Here is a 22,302-nt window from a genome sequence, read left to right as displayed (position 1 = left end):
GGCGGTGGCCGCGGCCGAGCTCCGCACGCACGTCGTTCTGCGTACCACCCCGATCTGCCCGGACGGCCCACCCGCCGACCGGTCTCCCCTGGTCGCGTGATCCGCGGCCGCGCAGAAGGAGTCAGTGTTGAGAGACAGGTCCTCCCACAGACGCACCCCCCACACCCCCCGCCGCCGGGCCGCCGCCGTGGCCCTCGTCGGCGTCGCCGCGCTCGTCGCGGCAGCCGTCCAGACGGGCGCCGCGACCGCGGCCCCGCCCCGGGCCCCCCAGACCGCCGGCCAGGTGCTCCCGGGCGCCGAGTCGGTCAAGCTCACCCCCGCCCAGCGCGCCGAACTCATACGCGAGGCCAACGCCACCAAGGCGGACACCGCGAAGGACCTGGGCCTCGGCGCCAAGGAGAAGCTGGTCGTCCGTGACGTCGTCAAGGACGGCGACGGCACGGTCCACACCCGCTACGAGCGCACCTACGACGGACTGCCCGTCCTCGGCGGCGACCTGGTCGTGGAGACCTCGAAGTCCGGCGCCACCAAGGACGTCGTGAAGGCGACCCGCGCCGCGATCAAGCCGGCCACCACCACCGCCGCCGTCCCCGCCGCGAAGGCCGAGAAGCAGGCGCTGGCCGCGGCGAAGGCCGACGACGCCAGGACCGCGGACGTCGACAAGGCGCCGCGCAAGGTGATCTGGGCGGCGAACGGCAAGCCGACCCTCGCGTACGAGACGGTCGTGGGCGGCCTCCAGGAGGACGGCACCCCGAACGAGCTGCACGTCATCACCGACGCGGCCACCGGCGAGAAGCTCTACGAGTACCAGGGCATCGAGACCGGCACCGGCAACACGATGTACAGCGGCACGGTGACGCTCGGCACCACGCAGTCGGGGTCGACGTACAACCTGACCGACGGCGCGCGCGGCGGCCACAAGACGTACAACCTCAACCGCGGCACCTCGGGCACCGGGACGCTGTTCTCCGGCTCCGACGACGTGTGGGGCAACGGCTCGGCGTCCAACGCGGAGACGGCGGCGGCCGACGCCCACTACGGCGCCGCGCTGACGTGGGACTACTACAAGAACGTGCACGGCCGCAGCGGCATCCGGGGCGACGGCGTCGGCGCCTACTCCCGCGTGCACTACGGCAACAACTACGTGAACGCGTTCTGGTCCGACAGCTGCTTCTGCATGACGTACGGCGACGGCTCGGGCAACACGCACCCGCTCACCGCCATCGACGTGGCCGGCCACGAGATGACCCACGGCGTCACCTCCAACACCGCGGGCCTGGTCTACAGCGGCGAGTCCGGCGGCCTGAACGAGGCGACCTCCGACATCTTCGGCTCGACCGTCGAGTTCTACGCCAACAACTCCTCCGACGTGGGCGACTACCTCATCGGCGAGGAGATCGACATCAACGGCGACGGCTCGCCGCTGCGGTACATGGACAAGCCGAGCAAGGACGGCGCGTCCAAGGACTCCTGGTACTCGGGCATCGGCTCGGTCGACGTGCACTACTCGTCCGGCCCGGCGAACCACTTCTTCTACCTGCTGAGCGAGGGCAGCGGCACCAAGACCATCAACGGTGTCACCTACAACTCGCCCACCTCGGACGGCCTTCCGGTCACCGGTATCGGCCGCGCCAAGGCGGAGAAGATCTGGTTCCGCGCGCTGACCACGAAGTTCACCTCGAACACCAACTACGCGGCCGCCCGCACCGGCACCCTGGCCGCGACCGGTGAGCTGTACGGCACCACCAGCGCCGAGTACAAGGCGGTCCAGGACGCCTGGGCGGGCGTCAACGTCGGTACCCGCTCCGACGGGGGCGGCGGCGGTGGCGGCACCACCTTCGAGAACACGACCGACGTCGCCATCCCGGACCGGGGTTCGGCGGTCACCTCGTCGATCACCGTCTCGGGGCGGACCGGCAACGCGCCCTCCAACCTCCAGGTCGGCGTGAACATCGTCCACACCTACATCGGTGACCTGAAGGTGGACCTCATCGCTCCGGACGGCAGCGTGTACGTCCTGAAGAACTACGGCACCGGCGGCAGCGCGGACAACATCGACACGACGTACACCGTGAACGCCTCCTCCGAGGCCGCCAACGGTGTCTGGAAACTGCGGGTCCAGGACAACGCGTCGCTCGACACCGGCTACATCAACAGCTGGAAGCTGACCTTCCCGTAGGCCGCACGCACGCGGTGCTTCCCGGTACGGGGCGCCGTCCCGGTGGGTTCAACTCCCGCCGGGGCGGCGCCCGTTCATTTATCAGAAACATTTGGTGAATGGTCAAGTTCAGGTCAACATCATCTCGGGCTCATGACATGTACGCGACTTAGATGCCACTCTTCCCTCAACCGCCGCACAGAACTCCCCGTCCTTCCCCCACCAAGGAGCCCGTGTGACCCCCCTCTACGCGCGTCGCAAGCGCACCACCCTGGCCATATCCACCGCCGTCGCGGCCGGGGCCCTCCTCACCACCGCCCTCACCGCCGGGACGTCGTCCGCGGCCCCCGCCGGCGGCGCCGAGGCCGCACCGCTCGCCGTCCCGGTCGCCCTGGCGCCCGCGGCGCGCACCGCCCTGATCCAGGACCAGCAGGCCCAGGCCGCCGCGACCGCCGAGGACCTCGGCCTCGGCGCCCAGGAGAAGCTGGTCGTCAGAGACGTCGTCAAGGACGCCGACGGCTCCGTCCACACCCGCTACGAGCGCACCTACGCCGGGCTCCCCGTCCTCGGCGGCGACCTCGTCGTCCACGAGTCGGCGTCCGGGGCGCGCAAGGGCGTCACCAAGGCGACGAAGGCCGCCATCAAGGTGTCCTCGCTGAAGCCGGCGATCAGCGCCTCGAAGGCCGAGGGCCAGGCCCTGAAGCGGGCCGAGGCGGCCGGCGCCGAGAAGGCCGACGCCGACGGCGCCCGCAAGGTGATCTGGGCGGCCGACGGCAAGCCGACCCTCGCGTACGAGACGGTCGTGGGCGGCCTCCAGGAGGACGGCACCCCGAACGAGCTGCACGTCATCACCGACGCGGCCACCGGCGCCAAGCTCTACGAGTTCCAGGGCATCGAGACCGGCAGCGGCAAGAGCCTGTACTCGGGCACCGTCACCCTCGGCACCACCAAGTCCGGTTCGACGTACCAGCTGTACGACACCTCCCGCGGCGGCCACAAGACGTACAACAAGGCGCGCAGCACCAGCTCGGCCACGGGCACCCTGTTCACCGACGCGGACGACGTCTGGGGCACCGGCAGCGCCTCCAGCTCGACCAGCGACCAGACGGCCGCCGTGGACGCCGCCTACGGCGCCCAGGTCACCTGGGACTTCTACAAGAACACCTTCGGCCGCAACGGCATCAAGAACAACGGCCAGGCCGCCTACTCCCGTGTGCACTACGGGAACGCCTACGTCAACGCGTTCTGGTCCGACAGCTGCTTCTGCATGACCTACGGCGACGGCACGGGCAACACCCACCCGCTGACCTCGCTGGACGTGGCCGGCCACGAGATGACCCACGGCGTCACCTCCAACACCGCGGGCCTGAACTACTCGGGCGAGTCCGGCGGCCTGAACGAGGCCACCTCGGACATCCTCGGCACGGCGGTGGAGTTCTACGCGGGCAACTCCTCCGACGCCGGCGACTACCTCATCGGCGAGAAGATCAACATCAACGGCGACGGCACGCCGCTGCGCTACATGGACAAGCCCAGCAAGGACGGCGCGTCCGCCGACAACTGGTCGTCGAGCCTGAAGAACCTCGACGTGCACTACTCGTCGGGCCCCGCGAACCACTTCTTCTTCCTCCTCGCGGAGGGCAGCGGCGCCCGGACGATCAACGGGGTGAGCTACAACTCCCCGACGTCCAACGGCTCGACGGTCACCGGCATCGGCCGCGCCAAGGCCGTGCAGATCTGGTACAAGGCGCTGACGTCCTACATGACGTCGACGACGAACTACGCCGGCGCCCGCACGGCGACGCTGAACGCGGCGTCCGCCCTGTACGGCTCCAGCAGCACCGAGTACAAGGCGGTGGCCGCCGCCTGGGCCGCGGTCAACGTGAGCTGACCCGGTCCTGACCGGCGGGCGGCACCCGGGACGACCACGTCCCCGGGTGCCGCCCTACTCTTGGTGCCCATGTCCTTCACGTACGACCACGTCGGCGCGACCCGGGAGACCGGTTTCTGCCCGCCCGGCTTCCACCCCCTCCACGTGCGCACCCGCATAGGCGAGGGCGAGGACGTCTTCCGCAGAGCCGCCGAGGCGGTGATGACCTGGGAGATGCACCGCGCGATGGGCGTCGGCGTCGACGCCTCGGCCGACCGCGCGGCCACCGGCGTCGACGTCACGGTCACCCTCGCCGGCGTGATCAAGGCCCCCTGCCGGGTCGTGTGGACGGTGGAGGAGTACCGCAGGACCGGCTGGGCCTACGGCACCCTCACCGGCCACCCCGAGTGCGGCGAGGAGGCCTTCGTCGTGGAGCGCACCGGCGACGGCACGGTCTGGCTGACCGTGAACGCCTTCAGCCGCCCGGCCAAGTGGTACTCCCGCGCGGGCGGCCCGGCCACCCGCGGCCTCCAGCACGCCTACGCCCGGCGGTGCGGAGCGGTGCTGCGCAGGCTGTGCGCGCCCGCGTCCGAGTTCTGACGCCCGGCCGGCGGACCGGCCGGGCGCACGGTCACCGCAGGAGCACCCCGCCCCCCTCCCCCGTCTCCTGGGAGGGCACCGCCAGCAGGCCGAGTTCGGCGCTCGAGGCCAGGAGGCGGTGGGAGGGGAGGATGCGGACCGTGTAGCCGTAGGGGCCGGTGCGGTCCAGGGAGAGCGGGCCCTCGTAGACCCAGCGGCCGTCCGCGTCGGGGCTGCCCACCGGTTTGAGCGGCACGGTCGAGGCGTCCGCGATCCGGTCCTCGCCGTCGACGCGGCCCGAGACGGCCTGCACCTCCACGTCCTCCGGGCCCAGCTCGCCGAGGCCGACCCGGACGCGCAGGCTCAGCGTCGAGCCGAGTTCCGCGGTCGGTTCCGCGGCCGACGTCTCGACGTGGTCGACGGTGACGGCGTGCCACGCGGCGCGCACCCGGGCCTTCCAGCCCGCCAGCTCACGTGCCGCGTCCGGGGTCATCGCGCGGTGGGCGTGCGCGGCGGGCGTGTAGAGGCGGTCGACGTACTCGCGGACCATCCGGCCGGCCAGCACCTTCGGGCCGAGGAGGGTCAGGGTCCGGCGGACCATCTCGATCCAGCGGTCCGGCAGGCCGTCGCGTCCGCGTTCGTAGAAGCGGGGCGTGATCCTCTGCTCCAGCAGGTCGTACAGCGCCGCGGCCTCTATGTCGTCCCGGTGGTCGGGGTCGGTGCCGGTGCCGTCGGCCGTGGGGATCGACCAGCCGAAGTCGGGCTGGAACCACTCGTCCCACCAGCCGTCCAGGACGGACAGGTTGAGGCAGCCGTTCAGCGCGGCCTTCATGCCGGAGGTGCCGCAGGCCTCCAGGGGCCGCAGCGGGTTGTTCAGCCAGATGTCGCAGCCGGGGTAGAGCTTCTTGGCCATCGCCATGCCGTAGTCCGGCAGGAAGACGATGCGGTGGCGCACCCGCGGGTCGTCCGCGAACCGCACCAGTTCCTGCACGAGCCGCTTGCCGCCGTCGTCCGCCGGGTGCGCCTTGCCGGCGACCACGATCTGCACGGGCCGTTCCGGGTGCAGCAGCAGGCCCATGAGCCGGTCGGGGTCCCGCAGCATCAGCGTCAGCCGCTTGTACGAGGGGACGCGGCGGGCGAAGCCGATGGTGAGGACGTCGGGGTCGAGGACCCCGTCGACCCAGCCGAGTTCGGCGGTCCCGGCGCCCCGCTGCCGCCACGAGGCGCGCAGCCGCTCGCGCACCTCCTGCACCAGCTGCTCGCGCAGCACCCGGCGCAGCTCCCAGACGTCCTGGTCGGGGATGTCGGCGACGGCGTCCCAGCGGTCGGAGCCGCCCACGGTGAGCGCGTCCTCCATGCGCCGGGCGCCGATCCGGTCGGCGCCGAGCCGGAACACCTCGGGGGCGACCCAGGTCGGGGCGTGCACGCCGTTGGTGACGGAGGTGATCGGGACCTCGTCGGGGTCGAAGCCCGGCCACAGCCCGGAGAACATCTCGCGGCTGACGTTGCCGTGCAGCAGGGACACCCCGTTGGCCCGCTGGCCCAGGCGCAGCCCCATCACGGCCATGTTGAACAGGTTGGCCTCGCCGCCGGGGTAGGTCTCCATGCCGAGCTGGAGGATGCGGGCCACGTCGAGGCCGGGCAGCTCGGCGTCGGGCCCGAAGTGACGGGCGACCAGTTCGCGGTCGAAGCGGTCGATGCCGGCCGGGACGGGGGTGTGCGTGGTGAACACCGTGCCCGCCCGGACGGCCTCCAGCGCCGCGTCGAAGTCGAGGTCCCGCGCGCACAGTTCGGCGATGCGCTCCAGGCCGAGGAAGCCGGCGTGCCCCTCGTTGGTGTGGAAGACCTCCGGCGCGGGGTGCCCGGTGAGCCGGCAGTACGTCCGCACGGCCCGCACCCCTCCTATGCCGAGGAGCATCTCCTGCAGGAGCCGGTGCTCGCTGCCGCCGCCGTAGAGCCGGTCGGTGACGCCGCGTTCGCCGAGGTCGTTCTCCTCGACGTCGGAGTCGAGCAGCAGCAGCGGGACCCGGCCGACCTGGGCGAGCCAGACGCGGGCGTGCAGCGAGCGGCCGCCGGGCAGCGCCAGCCGGATTCTGGCGGGCGTGTCGTCGGCCTCCTTCAGCAGGGCGAGCGGCAGCTCGTTGGGGTCGAGCACCGGGTAGTGCTCCTGCTGCCAGCCGTCCCGGGACAGGCTCTGGCGGAAGTAGCCGTGCCGGTACAGCAGGCCGACGCCGATCAGGGGGACGCCGAGGTCGCTGGCCGCCTTCAGGTGGTCGCCGGCGAGGATCCCGAGGCCGCCGGAGTACTGCGGCAGGGCGGCCGTGATGCCGAACTCGGGCGAGAAGTAGGCGACGGCCGCGGGGAGCCCGTCGGGCTGCCGCTGGTACCAGCGGTCGCCGGTGACGTAGTCGTCGAGGTCGCGGGCCGCGGCGGCCAGCCGCTCCAGGAAGGGCGCGTCCGCGGCCAGCTCGGCGAGCCGGGCGGGCGGGACGCTGCCCAGGAGGCGTACGGGGTCGTCGCCCGAGGCGGCCCAGCGCCCGGGGTCGACGGAGCGGAAGAGTTCGCGGGTCTGCGCGTGCCAGGACCAGCGCAGATTGCGCGCCAGGTCGCTGAGGGGCCGCAGGGGTTCGGGGAGGACAGGACGGACGGTGAACCGACGGATCGCCTTCACTTTCCACCTCGGGCAGCACGTGGCAGGGGACACACGGCGGTGTGGGTCCCGTCAACGCCCCCGACGGTATCGGTATGCGGGGCTTCGTCACCAGCGTGCGTTTTGCGCAGCCCGGGCGCGTCGTACGACGGATGTCCGTCCGAAAGTGGACGCAACCTTTATGGATCCGGCCATGGCGGATATGGCCGATTCCACCCCCGTAGGCGTTCTTGTGGCGACTTCTCGCATCAGGAGAGGGTGACCGGGTGGCGCGCCGGCCCCCACCCGGGTGCAGCGGGTGTTCCAGGGCCGCCGTGCGCCGACTCGAGGAGGGGAAGCCACACCATGGCACGGACGCGTACACGGCGTCTGCGCTGGGCGTCCGGCCTGACCGCGGTGACCTGTGTCGCCGCGCTCTCGGCCGTCGGCGCGCCCGCGCACGCCGCACCGGAGGGGCGGATACGGGGGGCCGGGCTGCCCGGCGCCGTCGGCGGCAGCTATGTGGTGACCCTCAGACAGGGCACGCCGGCCCTGTCGGCGGCCGGAAAGAGCCTCGCCGCGCGGTACGGGGTGAGAATCAGCCATACGTACGGCACGGTCCTCAACGGCTGGGCCGTCCGCGCGGACGCGAGACAGGCCAGGCGGCTCGCGGCCGACCCCCGGGTCGCCTCGGTCACGCAGGACACCCGGGTGATGTTGGAGGACACGCAGAAGAATCCTCCGTCCTGGGGACTCGACCGCGTCGATCAGGCCAATCTCCCGCTGGACACCAGCTACCGGTGGCCGGCGTCCGCGGGCGCCGGTGTCACGGTGTACGTCATCGACACCGGCGTGCGCGTCTCGCACCGGGACTTCGGCGGCCGGGCGGCGTACGGCTGGGACTTCGTGGACGGCGACCGGACCGCCGGCGACGGCAACGGCCACGGCACGCACGTCGCCGGCACGATCGCGGGCACCCGGTACGGCATCGCCAAGAAGGCGCAGGTCGTGTCGGTGCGCGTACTGGACGACACGGGCGGCGGCAGCACCGCCGACGTCATCGCCGGCATCGACTGGGTGACCCGGCACGCGAGGAAGCCGGCCGTCGCGAACGTCAGTCTGGGCGGGCCCCGCAACAGCCAGCTGGACGCCGCCGTACGCAACTCCGTGGCGTCCGGCGTCACCTACACGGTGGCGGCCGGCAACGCCGGGCGGTCCGCCGCGCTGTACTCCCCCGCCGGGGTGTCCCAGGCGCTCACCGTGGGCGCCACCGACCACACCGACCGCCGGGCCGCCTTCTCCAACCACGGCCCCGCCCTGGACCTGTTCGCCCCGGGCGTGTCGATCACCTCGGCGTCGTACGCGAGTGACACGGCGAAGGCCACCTACTCGGGCACGTCGATGGCGTCGCCGCACGTCGCGGGCGCCGCCGCGCTCTATCTGGCCGGGCATCGCAAGGCGACGCCCGCGGAGGTGTCCAAGGCGCTCGTGGCGCGGGCCGTGTCCGGCAGGATCTCCGGCCGCGGGGCCGGGTCGCCGGACGAACTCCTGCGCGTTCCGCGGCCGTAGCGGACGGGTCGCGGCGGAGTACGGGGACCGGTCCCGTCCGTCCGGAACGGGGCCGGTCTTGTGCGTAGACATACGCGTGAGTAGTTAACAAAGTGCCGGATTGCCCACCCGAATAGGGTGGGAAGGCTCCTCCGGTACACCCCACCCGTGCGCTCCCGGGCGCACACCCCCACGGGGTGCAGCCGACAGCGACACCGTCACACCGCAGGACCCACCTCCCCATTGCCATCCGCCCACCAACGTTGACGCGGACAGGAGCGGTCATGCCCGCCAAGCACCACCAGTCGTCCTCACCCCCGACGTCCCGCGCCGCCGACCCGGCGTCCCGTGCCACGGCCCCGCCCGTCCGGGGCGCCGCCACCGCCGACCCGGGACCCCCGGCGCCCGCCCCGGCCGGCGCGGCGGACGGGGTCGGGCGCATACCGGTCCTCGACGTCCGTCCGGTCGTGCAGCACGGGCGCCGGCCCGCCAAGGCCGTGACCGGCGAGTCCTTCATGGTCACGGCGACCGTGTTCCGGGAGGGCCATGACGCGGTGGCCGCCAACGTGGTCCTGACCGGTCCGGAGGGCCGCCCGGGTCCCTGGACGCCGATGCGGGAACTCGCGCCGGGCACCGACCGCTGGGGCGCCACCGTCACCCCGGACGCGCCCGGCCACTGGACGTACCGGGTGGAGGCATGGGGCGACCCGGTCACCACCTGGCGGCACACCGCCCAGATCAAGATCCCGGCCGGCATCGACACCGACCTGGTGCTGGAGGAGGGCGCGCGGCTGCACGAACGCGCCGCCGCCGGGGTGCCCGAGGGCCCCGCGCGGGCGGTGGTCCTGCGGGCGGCCGAGGCGCTCCGGGACGAGTCCCGCCCGGCGGCCTGGCGGCTGTCGGCCGCGCTGACCCCCGAGGTCGACGAGGTCCTGGCCCGCTATCCGGTGCGGGATCTGGTGACGGCGTCGGAGCCGCTGCCGCTGCTGGTCGAGCGTGAACGGGCCCTGTACGGGGCCTGGTACGAGTTCTTCCCACGGTCGGAGGGCACTCCCGAGCGGCCGCACGGCACGTTCGAGACGGCGGCGCGCCGCCTGCCGGCGATCGCCGCGATGGGCTTCGACGTGGTGTACCTGCCGCCGATCCACCCGATCGGCACGACGTTCCGCAAGGGCCCCAACAACACCCTCTCGGCCGGGCCGGAGGATGTGGGGGTGCCGTGGGCGATCGGCTCGCCGGAGGGCGGGCACGACGCCGTGCACCCGGACCTGGGCACGATCGAGGACTTCGACCGGTTCGTGACGTGGGCGAAGGAGCTGGGGCTGGAGATCGCGCTGGACTTCGCCCTGCAGTGCTCGCCGGACCATCCGTGGGTGTCGAAGCACCCGGAGTGGTTCCACCACCGCCCCGACGGCACCATCGCCTACGCCGAGAACCCGCCGAAGAAGTACCAGGACATCTACCCGATCGCGTTCGACGCCGACATGGACGGCCTGGTCACCGAGACGCTGCGGATCCTGCGGCACTGGATGGGCCACGGCGTGCGCATCTTCCGCGTCGACAACCCCCACACCAAGCCGGTGGTGTTCTGGCAGCGGGTCATCGCCGACATCAACCGCACCGACCCCGACGTCATCTTCCTGGCCGAGGCGTTCACCCGGCCCGCGATGATGCACACGCTGGCCCAGATCGGCTTCCAGCAGTCCTACACGTACTTCACCTGGCGTACGGAGAAGCAGGAACTCACCGAGTACCTGACCGAGCTGTCGGGGGAGGCGGCCGCCTACATGCGGCCCAACTTCTTCGTGAACACCCCCGACATCCTGCACGCCTACCTCCAGCACGGACACCGTCCCGCCTTCGAGGTCCGCGCGGTCCTCGCCGCGACCCTCTCCCCCACCTGGGGCGTCTACAGCGGCTACGAACTGTGCGAGAACACCCCCCTGCGCGACGGCAGCGAGGAGTACCTCGACAGCGAGAAGTACCAGCTGCGTCGACGGGACTGGGAGACCGCCGAAGCCGAGGGCCGCACCATCACCCCCCTCATCACCCGGCTGAACGCGGTCCGGCGGGCGAATCCGGCCCTCCAGCAGCTACGTGACCTGCACTTCCACCACGCTGACAAGGAGGTGGTGATCGCCTACTCGAAGCGCAGCGGTTCGAACACGGTTCTGGTGGTCGCCAACCTCGACCCTCACCACACCCAGGAGGCCACGGTCTCGTTGGACATGCCGCAACTCGGCCTGGACTGGCACGAGTCGGTGCCGGTGCGCGACGAGCTCACCGGCGAGACCTATCACTGGGGCAGAGCGAACTATGTGCGTCTCCTGCCCGGCGGCGCGCATGTGCTCGTCGTCGGCCGGGAGCCCGGGGGGCGTCCCCGGGATGCGCGCGGCCAGGCTCTGCGACCGTCCACCCCGCAGATCGGAGGGTCACCCGCCACATGATCGTCAACGAGCCCGTCCCGGACACCTTCGAGGACACCCCCGCGAACGACCGTGATCCCGACTGGTTCAAGCGCGCCGTCTTCTACGAGGTCCTGGTCCGCTCCTTCCAGGACAGCAACGGCGACGGCGTCGGCGACCTCAAGGGCCTGACCGCGAAACTCGACTACCTGCAATGGCTGGGTGTCGACTGCCTGTGGCTGCCGCCCTTCTTCAAGTCGCCGCTGCGCGACGGCGGTTACGACGTCTCCGACTACACCTCCGTGCTCCCCGAGTTCGGCGACCTCGCGGACTTCGTGGAGTTCGTGGACGCGGCCCACCAGCGGGGCATGCGGGTCATCATCGACTTCGTCATGAACCACACGAGCGATCAGCACCCGTGGTTCCAGGAGTCCCGCAAGGACCCCGAGGGCCCCTACGGCGACTACTACATGTGGGCCGACGACGACAAGGCCTACCCCGACGCCCGGATCATCTTCGTGGACACCGAGGCGTCCAACTGGACCTTCGACCCGGTCCGCAAGCAGTACTACTTCCACCGCTTCTTCTCCCACCAGCCCGACCTCAACTACGAGAACCCGGCCGTGCAGGAGGAGATCCTCTCCGCGCTGAAGTTCTGGCTCGACCTCGGCATCGACGGCTTCCGCCTCGACGCCGTCCCCTACCTCTACGCCGAGGAGGGCACCAACTGCGAGAACCTGCCGGCGACCCATGAGTTCCTGAAGCGGGTGCGCAAGGAGATCGACGCGCACTACCCGGACACGGTGCTGCTGGCCGAGGCGAACCAGTGGCCGGAGGACGTCGTCGACTACTTCGGCGACTACTCCTCCGGCGGCGACGAGTGCCACATGGCGTTCCACTTCCCCGTCATGCCGCGCATCTTCATGGCCGTGCGCCGCGAGTCCCGCTACCCCGTCTCCGAGATCCTGGCGAAGACCCCGGCCATCCCGTCGGGCTGCCAGTGGGGCATCTTCCTGCGCAACCACGACGAGCTGACCCTGGAGATGGTCACCGACGAGGAACGCGACTACATGTGGGCCGAGTACGCGAAAGACCCGCGTATGCGCGCCAACATCGGCATCCGGCGCAGGCTGGCCCCCCTGCTGGACAACGACCGCAACCAGATCGAACTGTTCACGGCCCTGCTGCTGTCCCTGCCGGGCTCGCCGATCCTCTACTACGGCGACGAGATCGGCATGGGCGACAACATCTGGCTCGGTGACCGCGACGCCGTGCGCACGCCGATGCAGTGGACGCCGGACCGCAACGCCGGTTTCTCGTCGAGCGACCCCGGGCGGCTGTTCCTGCCGACGATCATGGATCCGGTCTACGGCTACCAGGTCACGAACGTCGAGGCGTCGATGTCCTCGCCGTCGTCGCTGCTGCACTGGACCCGGCGCATGATCGAGATCCGCAAGCAGAACCCCGCCTTCGGACTCGGCTCCTACACCGAACTCCAGTCGTCGAACCCGGCGGTCATCGCGTTCCTGCGGGAGTACGAGGACGACCTCGTGCTCTGCGTGAACAACTTCTCGCGGTTCGCGCAGCCCACGGAACTCGACCTCAGCCCGTTCACCGGCCGCCATCCGGTCGAGCTGTTCGGCGGGGTGCGATTCCCGGCCATCGGTGATCTGCCGTACTTGCTGACGCTCGGGGGCCACGGCTTCTACTGGTTCCGGCTGCGCAAGGACGCCGCCTGAGAGCCCGCGCGCGGGGCGGTTTCCACCGCCCCGCCCGGGGCACGCAGAAGTATCACCCCGACCGTCCGGGGAAAGGACGCGACGTCATGTCGGAAGCCGTCACCCGAAGCACCCTCAGCACTCCGCCCGGCCTCCTCGCGTCACTGGACCCCCTGCTCAGGGACTGGCTGCCACGGCAGCGCTGGTTCGCCGGCAAGGGGCGTCCGGTCACGGGCTTCTCGCTGGTCGCGGCGACCGAACTGCTGCCGCACGGAGGCAAGCGCGGCCTCCACCACCTGCTGGTGCGCGCCCACCAGCCGCTCACACCGGCGCCGGGCGCGCCCGAACAGCCCGCCGACTGCTACCAGTTGCTCGTCGGGGACCGTGAGGCGCTGCCGCCCCGGCTGGCACCCGCGCTGATCGGGCATGTCACCGAGGGCCCCCTCGCGGGGCGCACCGTGTACGACGCGCTGTACGACCCCCGCCCCTGCGAACTGCTGCTGGAGGCCCTGCGCACCGGGGCGCGCGTCGGCGCCCTCCGCTTCGAGCGGGACCCCGGCGCCGAGATCCGGTCGGGCCTGGTGCCCCGCCTGGTCACCTCGGAGCAGTCCAACTCGTCGGTCGTCTACGGCGATACGTTCATCCTGAAGCTGCTGCGCCGGGTCGTGCCCGGCGTCAACCCGGACCTGGAGCTGCCGCTGGCGCTGGCCCGCGAGGGCTGCGACCGGGTGCCCGCGCCGACGGCGTGGATGCGGGCGGAGCTGTCCGGCGAGCCGTATGTGCTGGGGGTGCTCCAGCCGTTCGTGCAGGGCGCGGCGGACGGCTGGGACCTGGCGCTGCGCGGGCTCGCCAAGGGCGAGGAGTTCGCCTCCGCGGCCCGGGCCCTCGGGCGCGCGACCGCCGAGGTGCACATGGCGCTGGCCCGCGCCCTGCCGACCGTCACGCTCGGGCACACCCAGGTGCGGCAGCAGGTCGAGGGCATGGCCGCACGGCTCGACGCGGCCGCCCAGGCGGTGCCCGCCTTACGGCCGTACGCCCCCGCCCTGCGCTCGGCGTTCGACGCGCTGGCCGATCTCGCCGCCGAGGGGCGCACCTGGACGGCGCAGCGCGTCCACGGCGATCTGCACCTCGGGCAGTGCCTGCGCTCGCCCGACGGGCGGTGGTGGCTGATCGACTTCGAGGGCGAGCCGTCGAAACCGCTCGCGGAACGGCGGATGCCACAGCCGCCGGCCCGGGACGTGGCGGGCATGCTGCGCTCCTTCGACTACGCCGCCCACTCCGCCGAGCACCCGGCGCCCGGCTGGGCGGACGCCTGCCGGGCCGCCTACTGCTCCGGGTACGCCGAGGCGGGCGGCGCCGACCCGCGGACCGATCCGGTGCTGCTGCGGGCGTACGAGACCGACAAGGCGATCTACGAGGTCGTCTACGAGGCCCGGCACCGGCCCGACTGGCTGCCGGTGCCGATGGCGGCGATACGCCGCCTCGCCGCCGACGCCCCGCCCGCACCTCCCTCCACCCCCGTTTCCCCCCCCTTCGCCGAGGAGGCCCCGCCCGTGACCCCCCGCACCACTCCCTCCAGCGACCCGGACCCGCAGACACCGGCCGAGTCCACGCAGACCGGGTCCACGCCGGCAGGGTCCACGCCGGCCGTGAAGAAGGCGACGGCGAAGAAGGCCGCACCGGCCGGGAAGTCCACGCCCGCGAGGGCCGTCGAGAAGGCCGTGGAGTCGATGCGGAGGGGGGCGGCGAAGAAGGCCGCACCGGGTGCGGAGGCGGCTGAGACGGTTGCGAAGAAGACGGCCGCGAAGAAGGCTCCGGTGAAGGCGGCCGCAAAGAAGACGGCTGCGAAGGGGGCCGCGGCGGAGAAGGCCGTCACGAAGAAGGCCGTGACGAAGGCCGTGGCCAAGAAGGCTCCGGCCCAGGCGGCCGAGACGCCCGCGCCGAGGAAGACCACCGCGAAGAAGGCCCCGGCCGAGAAGACCGTGGCCAAGAAGGCAGTCGTGAAGAAGACGGCCGCCAAGAAGGCAGTCGCGAAGAAGGCGGCCGTCAAGAAGACCGCGGCCGAGAAGCCCGCCGCCAAGAAGACGGCCACCACCGAGGCCGCCGCCAGGAAGACCGCCGCGAAGAAGACCGTGGCCCGGCAGGCCACCGCGCGGACGCCCGCCAAGGCCGCCTCCGGCAAGGGGGCCGCTCCCGCGACCCCGTCGGCCGGGGGCGCGGCCGGCGAGAAGGCCGGGGCCCGGAAGATCCCCGCCCAGCAGGCCGCGCAGAAGAAGATCCCGGCCCAGCAGGCGGCCGGGGGCACGCCCGGACCCGGCGCCCCCGTGACGGTCGCGGGCTCGGCCGCGCTGGACGCCGCCGACCGCGACCGGCTGCTGTCCGGCACGCACCACGACCCGCACTCCGTGCTCGGGGCGCACCCCGTCCCCGGCGGTGTCGCCTTCCGCGCCTTCCGGCCGTACGCCCTGTCGGTGACGGTCGCCGCCGGAGCCGTACGGGCCGAACTCCACGACGACGGCGACGGGTTCTTCACCGGGCTGCTCCCGCTGCGGGACGTCCCGCGGGACTACCGGCTCCTCGTGGCGTACGAGGGGTCGGTGCACGAGACCGAGGACGCCTACCGCTTCCTGCCCGCGCTCGGCGAGCTCGACCTGCATCTGATCGGTGAGGGCCGGCACGAGGAGCTGTGGAAGGCGCTCGGCGCCCAGCCGATGACCCACCAGGGCGTCACCGGCACCCGCTTCACCGTGTGGGCGCCGAACGCGCGCGGTGTCTCCCTCGCCGGCACCTTCAACTACTGGGACGGCACCGGCTTCCCGCTGCGCTCGCTCGGCGGCACCGGGGTGTGGGAGCTGTTCGTGCCCGGCATCGGCGAGGGCGAGCTGTACAAGTTCGAGATCACCCGGCCCGACGGTTCGAAGACGCTGCGCGCCGACCCGATGGCCCGCCGCACCGAGGCACCGCCGGACACGTCGTCCATCGTGTGCGCCTCGGCGTACGAGTGGGGCGACGCGGAGTGGCTGGAGCGGCGCGGCACACCGGCCCCGCACGAGGCGCCGTTCTCGGTGTACGAGGTGCACCTGGCGTCCTGGCGGCCGGGGCTGACGTACCGGCAGCTCGCCGAGCAGCTGCCCGCCTACGTCAAGGACCTCGGCTTCACGCACGTGGAGCTGATGCCGGTCGCCGAGCACCCGTTCGGTGGCTCGTGGGGCTACCAGGTCACCGGCTTCTACGCGCCCACGGCCCGGCTCGGCACGCCCGACGACTTCAGGTACCTCGTGGACCGGCTGCACCAGGCCGGGATCGGGGTGCTGATGGACTGGGTGCCGGCGCACTTCCCGCGCGACGACTGGGCGCTGGCCGAGTTCGACGGGCGTCCGCTGTACGAGCACGAGGACCCGCTGCGCTCCGCCCACCCCGACTGGGGCACCCTGGAGTTCGACTTCGGGCGGCGCGAGGTGCGCAACTTCCTGGTCGCCAACGCGGTGTACTGGTGCGAGGAGTTCCACATCGACGGGCTGCGGGTGGACGCCGTCGCCTCGATGCTCTACCTGGACTACTCGCGTGAGCCCGGACAGTGGGTGCCGAACGAGCACGGCGGCCGGGAGAACCTGGACGCGGTGGCCTTCCTCCAGGAGATGAACGCGACCGTGTACCGGCGCAACCCGGGGATCGTCACCATCGCCGAGGAGTCGACCGCCTGGGACGGGGTGACCCGGCCGACGCACGTGACCGGGCCGGGCGGCTTCGGCGGGCTGGGCTTCGGGCTGAAGTGGAACATGGGCTGGATGCACGACTCGCTGGAGTACATGACGAAGGAGCCGGTGCACCGCAGGTACCACCACGACGAGATGACGTTCTCGATGGTGTACGCGTACAGCGAGAACTACGTCCTGCCGATCTCGCACGACGAGGTGGTGCACGGCAAGCGGTCCCTGGTGTCGAAGATGCCCGGGGACTGGTGGCAGCAGCGGGCGAACCTGCGGGCGTATCTGGGCTTCATGTGGGCGCACCCCGGCAAGCAGCTGCTCTTCATGGGGCAGGAGTTCGCGCAGGGCGCGGAGTGGTCGGAGGCGCACGGGCCGGACTGGTGGCTGCTGGATCCGGCGTACGGGGCGGAGGCGGACCACCGGGGGGTGCGCGATCTGGTGCGTGATCTGAACACGGTGTACCGGCACACGCCGGCGCTGTGGCAGCGCGACACCGATCCGTCCGGGTTCCGGTGGGTGGTGGCGGACGCGGCCGACGACAACGTGTTCGCGTTCCTGCGGTACGACGCGGAGGGGGTGCCGCTGCTGGCGGTGTCGAACATGTCGCCGGTCGTGCGGGAGGGGTATCGGCTGGGGGTGCCGGAGGAGGTGCCGGCGTGGCATGAGGTGGTGAACACGGATGCGGCGCGGTACGGGGGTGGTGACGTGGTCAACCCCGAGCCGGTGAAGCCGGAGCCGCAGAGCTGGCACGGGTGCCCGGCGAGCATCCGGCTGACGCTGCCGCCCCTGGCCACGGTCTGGCTGCGCCCGGCCTAGGTTTCCTCGTCCTCAAACGCCGGACGGGCTGATTTCAGCCCCTCCGGCGTTTGAGGAGCGGGGTCTGGGGCGGAGCCCCAGAAGGATGGGACGGGAAGGGGCGGCGGGGGCGAAGGAAGTCAGTTCTCGGACAGGGCCTTGGGGAGGCGGCCCGTGTGGAGGACTCCCAGGCGTTGCGTCGCACGCGTCAGGGCCACGTACAAGTCGCTCGTGCCGTACAGCCCCGGCTCCACCACCAGCACCGAGTCGAACTCCAACCCCTTGGCCTGACGGGGGTCGAGGAGCACGACGGTACGCGTGAGATCGGGCTGCTCCCCCGCCGTCACCCCGTCCAGCCGAGCGGCCAGCCGCCGGTGCAGATGGCGGGGGGCGATGACCGCGAGCCGCCCCTCGGCCGGGGTCAGCTCCTTCACCGCCGAGGCCACGGCCTCGGGCAGATCGTCGGTGGCCCGGATCCAGGGCCGCTCCCCCGTCGACCGAACGGAGCTCGGCGGTTCGAAGTCCGGGTTCTCCGCCCGGACGACGGCCGCCGCCAGCTCCATGATCTCGGCGGGCGTGCGGTAGTTGACGCCGAGCCGGGTGTGCTCCCAGCGGTCCTCGACGTACGGCTGGAGGATGTCCTCCCAGGAGCCGACGCCCGCCGGTTCCGCCGTCTGCGCCGGGTCGCCGACCAGGGTCATCGAGCGGGTGGGGACGCGCCGCATGAGCAGCCGCCAGGCCATCGGGGACAGTTCCTGCGCCTCGTCGACGATGATGTGCCCGAACGCCCAGGTGCGGTCGGCCGCCGCCCGCTCGGCGGCGCTGCGGTGGTCGTCCTCCTCGTGGCGTTCGGCGAACCGCTCGGCGTCGATGATGTCGTGCGCGGAGAGGACCTCGCTGTCCTCCTCGTCCTTGTCCTCGAACTCGTAGGTCCGGGACGCGTACGACACGTCCAGCACGCCCTGCGCGTAGGCGATCTGCGTCTCGCGCTCGCGTTCGGCCCGGGCCCGGGCGATACGGTCGTCCTCGCCGAGCAGTTCGGCGGCCTCGTCGAGCAGCGGTACGTCCGCCACGGTCCACGCCCGGGTCACGGGCCGCCGGATCGCGGCCGCGTCCTCGTCGGGGAGGTAGCCGACGGGGTCGGCGAGGAAGTCGGCGACCAGGCGCTGCGGGGTGAGCCGCGGCCAGAGCTGGTCGACGGCCGCCCACACCTCGGGGTTCTCGGCGATCTCGTCGCGGATCTGGGTGATGTCGCTGGGGTCGAGGAGGCTCGTGCCGTCGAAGGGGTCGGTGCCGACCCGCTCGGCGTACAGCTCGGTGAGGGTGTTGAGGATGTGCCCCTCGAAGTGCTCGCGGGCCGCGTTGTGCGGCAGCCGGGCGGCACGGGTCTTCTCGCGGGCGACCTTGACCAGTCCGTCGTCGAGCATGAGGACCTCGCGGTCGTGCTCGATGGCGATCACCGGGTCGGGCAGCGCCTGCCAGTCGCGGACGACCTCGGCGAGGACGTCGGCCATGTCGGCGCGGCCCTTCACGGCCGCCGCCTCGCGGGTGTCGGTCGCGGTCGCCTTCACGCCGGGGAAGAGTTCGCCGACGGTGGCCAGGAGGACGCCGGTCTCGCCGAGGGAGGGCAGGACCTCGCCGATGTAGCCGAGGAAGGCGGGGTTGGGGCCGACGATCAGGACGGCCCGCTTGGCGAGCAGCTCGCGGTGCTCGTAGAGGAGGTAGGCGGCGCGGTGCAGGGCGACGGCGGTCTTGCCGGTGCCGGGGCCGCCCTCGACGACGAGGACACCGCGGTGCGGTGCCCGGATGATCTCGTCCTGCTCGGCCTGGATGGTCTGCACGATGTCGTGCATGCGGCCGGTGCGGGCGGCGTCGAGCGCGGCGAGCAGGACGGCGTCGCCGGTGGGGTCCTCGTGGCCGGTGCGTTCGCGGTCGCCGAGGTCGAGGATCTCGTCGTGCAGGGCGGTGACGGTCCGCCCCTCGGTGGTGATGTGCCGCCGGCGCCGCAGCCCCATCGGGGTGTGGCCGGTGGCCAGGTAGAAGGGGCGGGCGACGTCGGCTCGCCAGTCGATGAGGATCGGGGTGCGCTCGGTGTCGTCGGCGCGCAGGCCGATCCGGCCGATGTGGTGGGCCGCGCCGGAGGAGAGGTCGATCCGGCCGAAGCACAGGGAGCCGTCCACCGCGTTGAGCGCGGCGAGCAGCCCCGAGCGTTCGGCGACGAGGATGTCCCGCTCCAGGCGGGCCTGCATGGGCTTGTCGCCCTGGGCGAGCGCGTCCGAGACTCCGGCCTCGGTGTCGCCGCGCAGGGCGTCGACGCGTGCGTACAGGCCGTCGATGAATTCCTGCTCGCGTCGCAATTCACCGTCTTGGAATTCGGTGTTTGACAATTCCGCTCCCGCCCGGATATACTGTGCTCACTGAACTTCTCCGCGCCTTCTTCATTCGAAGTCGCGAACCATTCAATATACGCGAAGAAATCCCCCGGGCACAATTGCCCGGGGGATTTCCGCTGTGCGTGGCGCGGTGGTCGCGGGGTGCTCAGAGCACGTCGGCCAGTTCCTCCAGCAGCCGCCGCTTGGCCCGTGCGCCGACCATCGCCTTCACCGGCTCACCGCCGCGGAACACGATGAAGGTCGGCATGGACAGCACCTTGTAGGCGTTGGTCGTCAGCGGATTGGTGTCCACGTCGAGCTGGACCACCTTCAGCCGCTCCCCCTCCTGGGCGGCCAGCGCGCCGAGCACCGGCCCCATCTGCCGGCACGGCGGGCACCAGTCGGCGGTGAACTCCACCAGCACCGGCAGCTCCGCCCCGATCACCTCCGCCGCGAAGTCCGCGTCCGTCACCTCGGTCACGCCTGCCGCCTTGATCACAGGTCCCGCCCTCCCAGTTCGCACAACGGTGGTTCGCCCTCGGCCAGCGCCAGCCGCAGCCCGATTTTGGCGCGCACGGCCCGCAGCTCGCCGATCAGCGCGTCCAGCTCGTCCAGCTTGCGCCGGTACACCGCGAGCGAGGCCGGACAGGTGTCGCCGTCCGGGTGCCCGGCCCGCAGGCACTCCACGAACGGCCGCGTCTCCTCCAGGTCGAACCCGAAGTCCTGCAGCGTCCTGATCTGCCGCAGCAACCGCAGATCGCCCTCGTCGTACACCCGGTGCCCGTTGGCGCCGCGCCGGGCGGGCAGCAGCCCGCGCGACTCGTAGTAGCGCAGGGTGCGCGTCGTGGTCCCGGCCCGTGCGGCCAGCTCGCCGATTCGCATGCGGTCGAACGTAGTCCTTGACGCCGACGTCAGGGCAAGGGCCGCGGACAACCGGACGCCCGGCCCCGGTTCAGGCGGGGTCGGGCGTCCGGTGCGAAGGGGGCCGGTCAGGGCGGTCACGCCTTCGCGAGCTCCTTCTCGCCGTCCTGTCCCGGCGCCCCGGCCGCCGCGGGCTCGCCCTCGGTGCCGTGGTCGTCGAGCAGAGTCTTCTCGTCGAACGGGATGGCACCGGCGAGGACCTGGTCGACCCGCTCGCGGTCGATCTCCTTCGTCCAGGTGCCGATGAGCACCGTGGCGACGGCGTTGCCCGCGAAGTTCGTCAGGGCGCGGGCCTCGCTCATGAAGCGGTCGATGCCGACGATCAGGCCGATGCCGTCCACGAGGGCCGGCTTGTGGGACTGCAGACCGCCCGCCAGGGTGGCGAGCCCGGCGCCCGTGACACCGGCGGCGCCCTTGGAGGCGACCAGCAGGAACAGCAGCAGCGGGATCTGCTCGCCGATCGACATCGGGGTGCCCATGGCGTCCGCGATGAACAGGGACGCCATGGTCATGTAGATCATGGTGCCGTCGAGGTTGAAGGAGTAGCCGGTCGGGACGGTGATGCCGACGACGGGCTTGCTGACGCCGAGGTGCTCCATCTTGGCGATGAGGCGCGGCAGGGCGGACTCCGAGGACGAAGTCGACAGGATCAGCAGGAACTCACGGCCCAGGTACTTGCAGAGCGTGAAGATGTTGAGACCGGCGACGATCCGCAGCAGCGCGCCGAGCACGATGAAGATGAACAGGAAGCAGGTCACGTAGAAACCGAGCATCAGCACGGCGAGGCTCTTGAGCGCGTCCACTCCGGCGGATCCGGTGACGGCGGCAATGGCGCCGAAGGCACCGATCGGCGCGGCCCACATCACCATGGCGAGGATGCGGAAGACGAGCCGCTGGATGTGCTGCACCCCGCGCAGGACCGGCTCCCCGGCCGAGCCCATGGCCTGCAGGGCGAAACCGGCGAGCAGCGCGATCAGCAGGGTCTGCAGGACCGACTCGGAGGTGAAGGCGGAGACGATCGTGGTGGGGATGATGCCGAGCAGGAACTCGGTGGTGTCCTTCGCCTCGGCGTCGACCTGCGCCTGGCCGACGTCCTTGACGGCGTCGGTGACCGCGAGGCCGGAGCCCGGCTCCAGGATGTTGCCGACGACGAGCCCGATGGCGAGGGCGACCAGCGACATCACCAGGAAGTAGCCGAGCGCGATGCCGCCGACCGCGCCGACCTTGGCGGCCTTCCGCACGGAGCCGATGCCCAGCACGATCGTGCAGAAGATGATCGGCGAGATCATCATCTTGATCAGCGCGACGAAGCCCGTCCCGATGGGCTTCAGCTCGACGGCGAAGTCCGGCGCGGCCAGGCCCACGGTGATGCCGAGGGCCACCGCGATGATCACCGCGATGTAGAGGTAGTGCGTGCGGTCCCGTCTGGCGACGGGTGCGGCAGGTGCCGTATCGGGGGAACTGGCGGCGGCCACGGCTGCCCTCCTTGACGTCTTCGTCGGTGGTCACCGGCGTGCGGCTCACGTCCGGGGTGGGGGTTCGCTGGCGGACGGGCGCGCCCCTGGGGACGGGGGGTCGTGTGCAGCGATGCGGCGAC

General features: G+C 71.7%; 12 protein-coding genes and 1 pseudogene. 8 read left to right on the top strand and 5 right to left on the bottom strand.

What is annotated here, in order from left to right:
* Positions 1-127 precede the first annotated feature (127 nt).
* The 3 genes from F8R89_RS24495 (at position 128) to F8R89_RS24485 (ending at position 4,628) form a co-directional block, all read left to right on the top strand.
* On the top strand, positions 128-2,179 hold the full coding sequence (locus F8R89_RS24495; RefSeq protein ID WP_151785965.1) for a M4 family metallopeptidase: 2,052 nt from the start codon (positions 128-130) through the stop codon (positions 2,177-2,179).
* Positions 2,180-2,393: 214 nt separating this feature from the next.
* Positions 2,394-4,049: a M4 family metallopeptidase gene (locus tag F8R89_RS24490; protein ID WP_151785964.1), complete on the top strand. Its 1,656-nt coding sequence runs from the start codon at positions 2,394-2,396 to the stop codon at positions 4,047-4,049.
* Positions 4,050-4,118: 69 nt separating this feature from the next.
* Complete coding sequence (locus F8R89_RS24485) at positions 4,119-4,628, top strand: DUF1990 family protein (RefSeq protein ID WP_151785963.1); 510 nt, start codon at positions 4,119-4,121, stop codon at positions 4,626-4,628.
* Between the two features lie 31 nt (positions 4,629-4,659).
* On the opposite strand, the gene F8R89_RS24480 is transcribed toward F8R89_RS24485, so the two are convergent.
* Complete coding sequence (locus F8R89_RS24480) at positions 4,660-7,278, bottom strand: glycosyltransferase family 1 protein (protein ID WP_151785962.1); 2,619 nt, start codon at positions 7,276-7,278, stop codon at positions 4,660-4,662.
* Between the two features lie 324 nt (positions 7,279-7,602).
* Between F8R89_RS24480 and F8R89_RS24475 the strand changes: the two genes are divergently transcribed.
* The 5 genes and pseudogenes from F8R89_RS24475 (at position 7,603) to glgB (ending at position 17,433) form a co-directional block, all read left to right on the top strand.
* The gene (locus F8R89_RS24475; protein ID WP_151785961.1) at positions 7,603-8,805 is read left to right on the top strand and encodes a S8 family peptidase; all 1,203 of its coding nucleotides are present in this window, start codon (positions 7,603-7,605) and stop codon (positions 8,803-8,805) included.
* Between the two features lie 263 nt (positions 8,806-9,068).
* Entirely contained in the window at positions 9,069-11,231 is a 2,163-nt protein-coding gene (locus F8R89_RS24470; RefSeq protein ID WP_151785960.1) for an alpha-1,4-glucan--maltose-1-phosphate maltosyltransferase, read from the top strand.
* Positions 11,228-12,928 (top strand): maltose alpha-D-glucosyltransferase, encoded by a 1,701-nt coding sequence (gene treS, locus F8R89_RS24465; protein WP_151785959.1) that lies wholly within the window; start codon positions 11,228-11,230, stop codon positions 12,926-12,928. Before F8R89_RS24470 ends, treS begins: the two co-directional genes overlap by 4 nt.
* 86 nt (positions 12,929-13,014) lie before the next feature.
* Positions 13,015-13,374, top strand: a pseudogene (locus tag F8R89_RS36855) (maltokinase N-terminal cap-like domain-containing protein); the annotation flags it as partial.
* A gap of 1,086 nt (positions 13,375-14,460) precedes the next feature.
* Positions 14,461-17,433 (top strand): 1,4-alpha-glucan branching enzyme, encoded by a 2,973-nt coding sequence (gene glgB, locus F8R89_RS24460; protein ID WP_225994654.1) that lies wholly within the window; start codon positions 14,461-14,463, stop codon positions 17,431-17,433.
* A gap of 119 nt (positions 17,434-17,552) precedes the next feature.
* Here the strand turns inward: glgB and F8R89_RS24455 are convergent, their stop codons facing one another.
* The 4 genes from F8R89_RS24455 to F8R89_RS24440 all read right to left on the bottom strand — a co-directional run bounded on the left by F8R89_RS24455 (position 17,553) and on the right by F8R89_RS24440 (position 22,180).
* The gene (locus F8R89_RS24455) at positions 17,553-19,769 is read right to left on the bottom strand and encodes a HelD family protein (protein WP_151785958.1); all 2,217 of its coding nucleotides are present in this window, start codon (positions 19,767-19,769) and stop codon (positions 17,553-17,555) included.
* A 181-nt stretch (positions 19,770-19,950) separates the two neighbouring features.
* Positions 19,951-20,265: a thioredoxin family protein gene (locus F8R89_RS24450; protein WP_151785957.1), complete on the bottom strand. Its 315-nt coding sequence runs from the start codon at positions 20,263-20,265 to the stop codon at positions 19,951-19,953.
* Between the two features lie 14 nt (positions 20,266-20,279).
* The gene (locus tag F8R89_RS24445; RefSeq protein ID WP_151785956.1) at positions 20,280-20,666 is read right to left on the bottom strand and encodes a MerR family transcriptional regulator; all 387 of its coding nucleotides are present in this window, start codon (positions 20,664-20,666) and stop codon (positions 20,280-20,282) included.
* Between the two features lie 116 nt (positions 20,667-20,782).
* On the bottom strand, positions 20,783-22,180 hold the full coding sequence (locus tag F8R89_RS24440; RefSeq protein ID WP_151785955.1) for a cation:dicarboxylate symporter family transporter: 1,398 nt from the start codon (positions 22,178-22,180) through the stop codon (positions 20,783-20,785).
* Positions 22,181-22,302 lie beyond the last annotated feature (122 nt).

This window comes from Streptomyces sp. SS1-1 (genome assembly GCF_008973465.1).
In the GTDB taxonomy this organism is placed as follows: domain Bacteria; phylum Actinomycetota; class Actinomycetes; order Streptomycetales; family Streptomycetaceae; genus Streptomyces.
The sequence above is the reverse complement of the archived record's forward strand: the minus strand, read 5'-3'. Positions and strand labels throughout refer to the sequence as shown.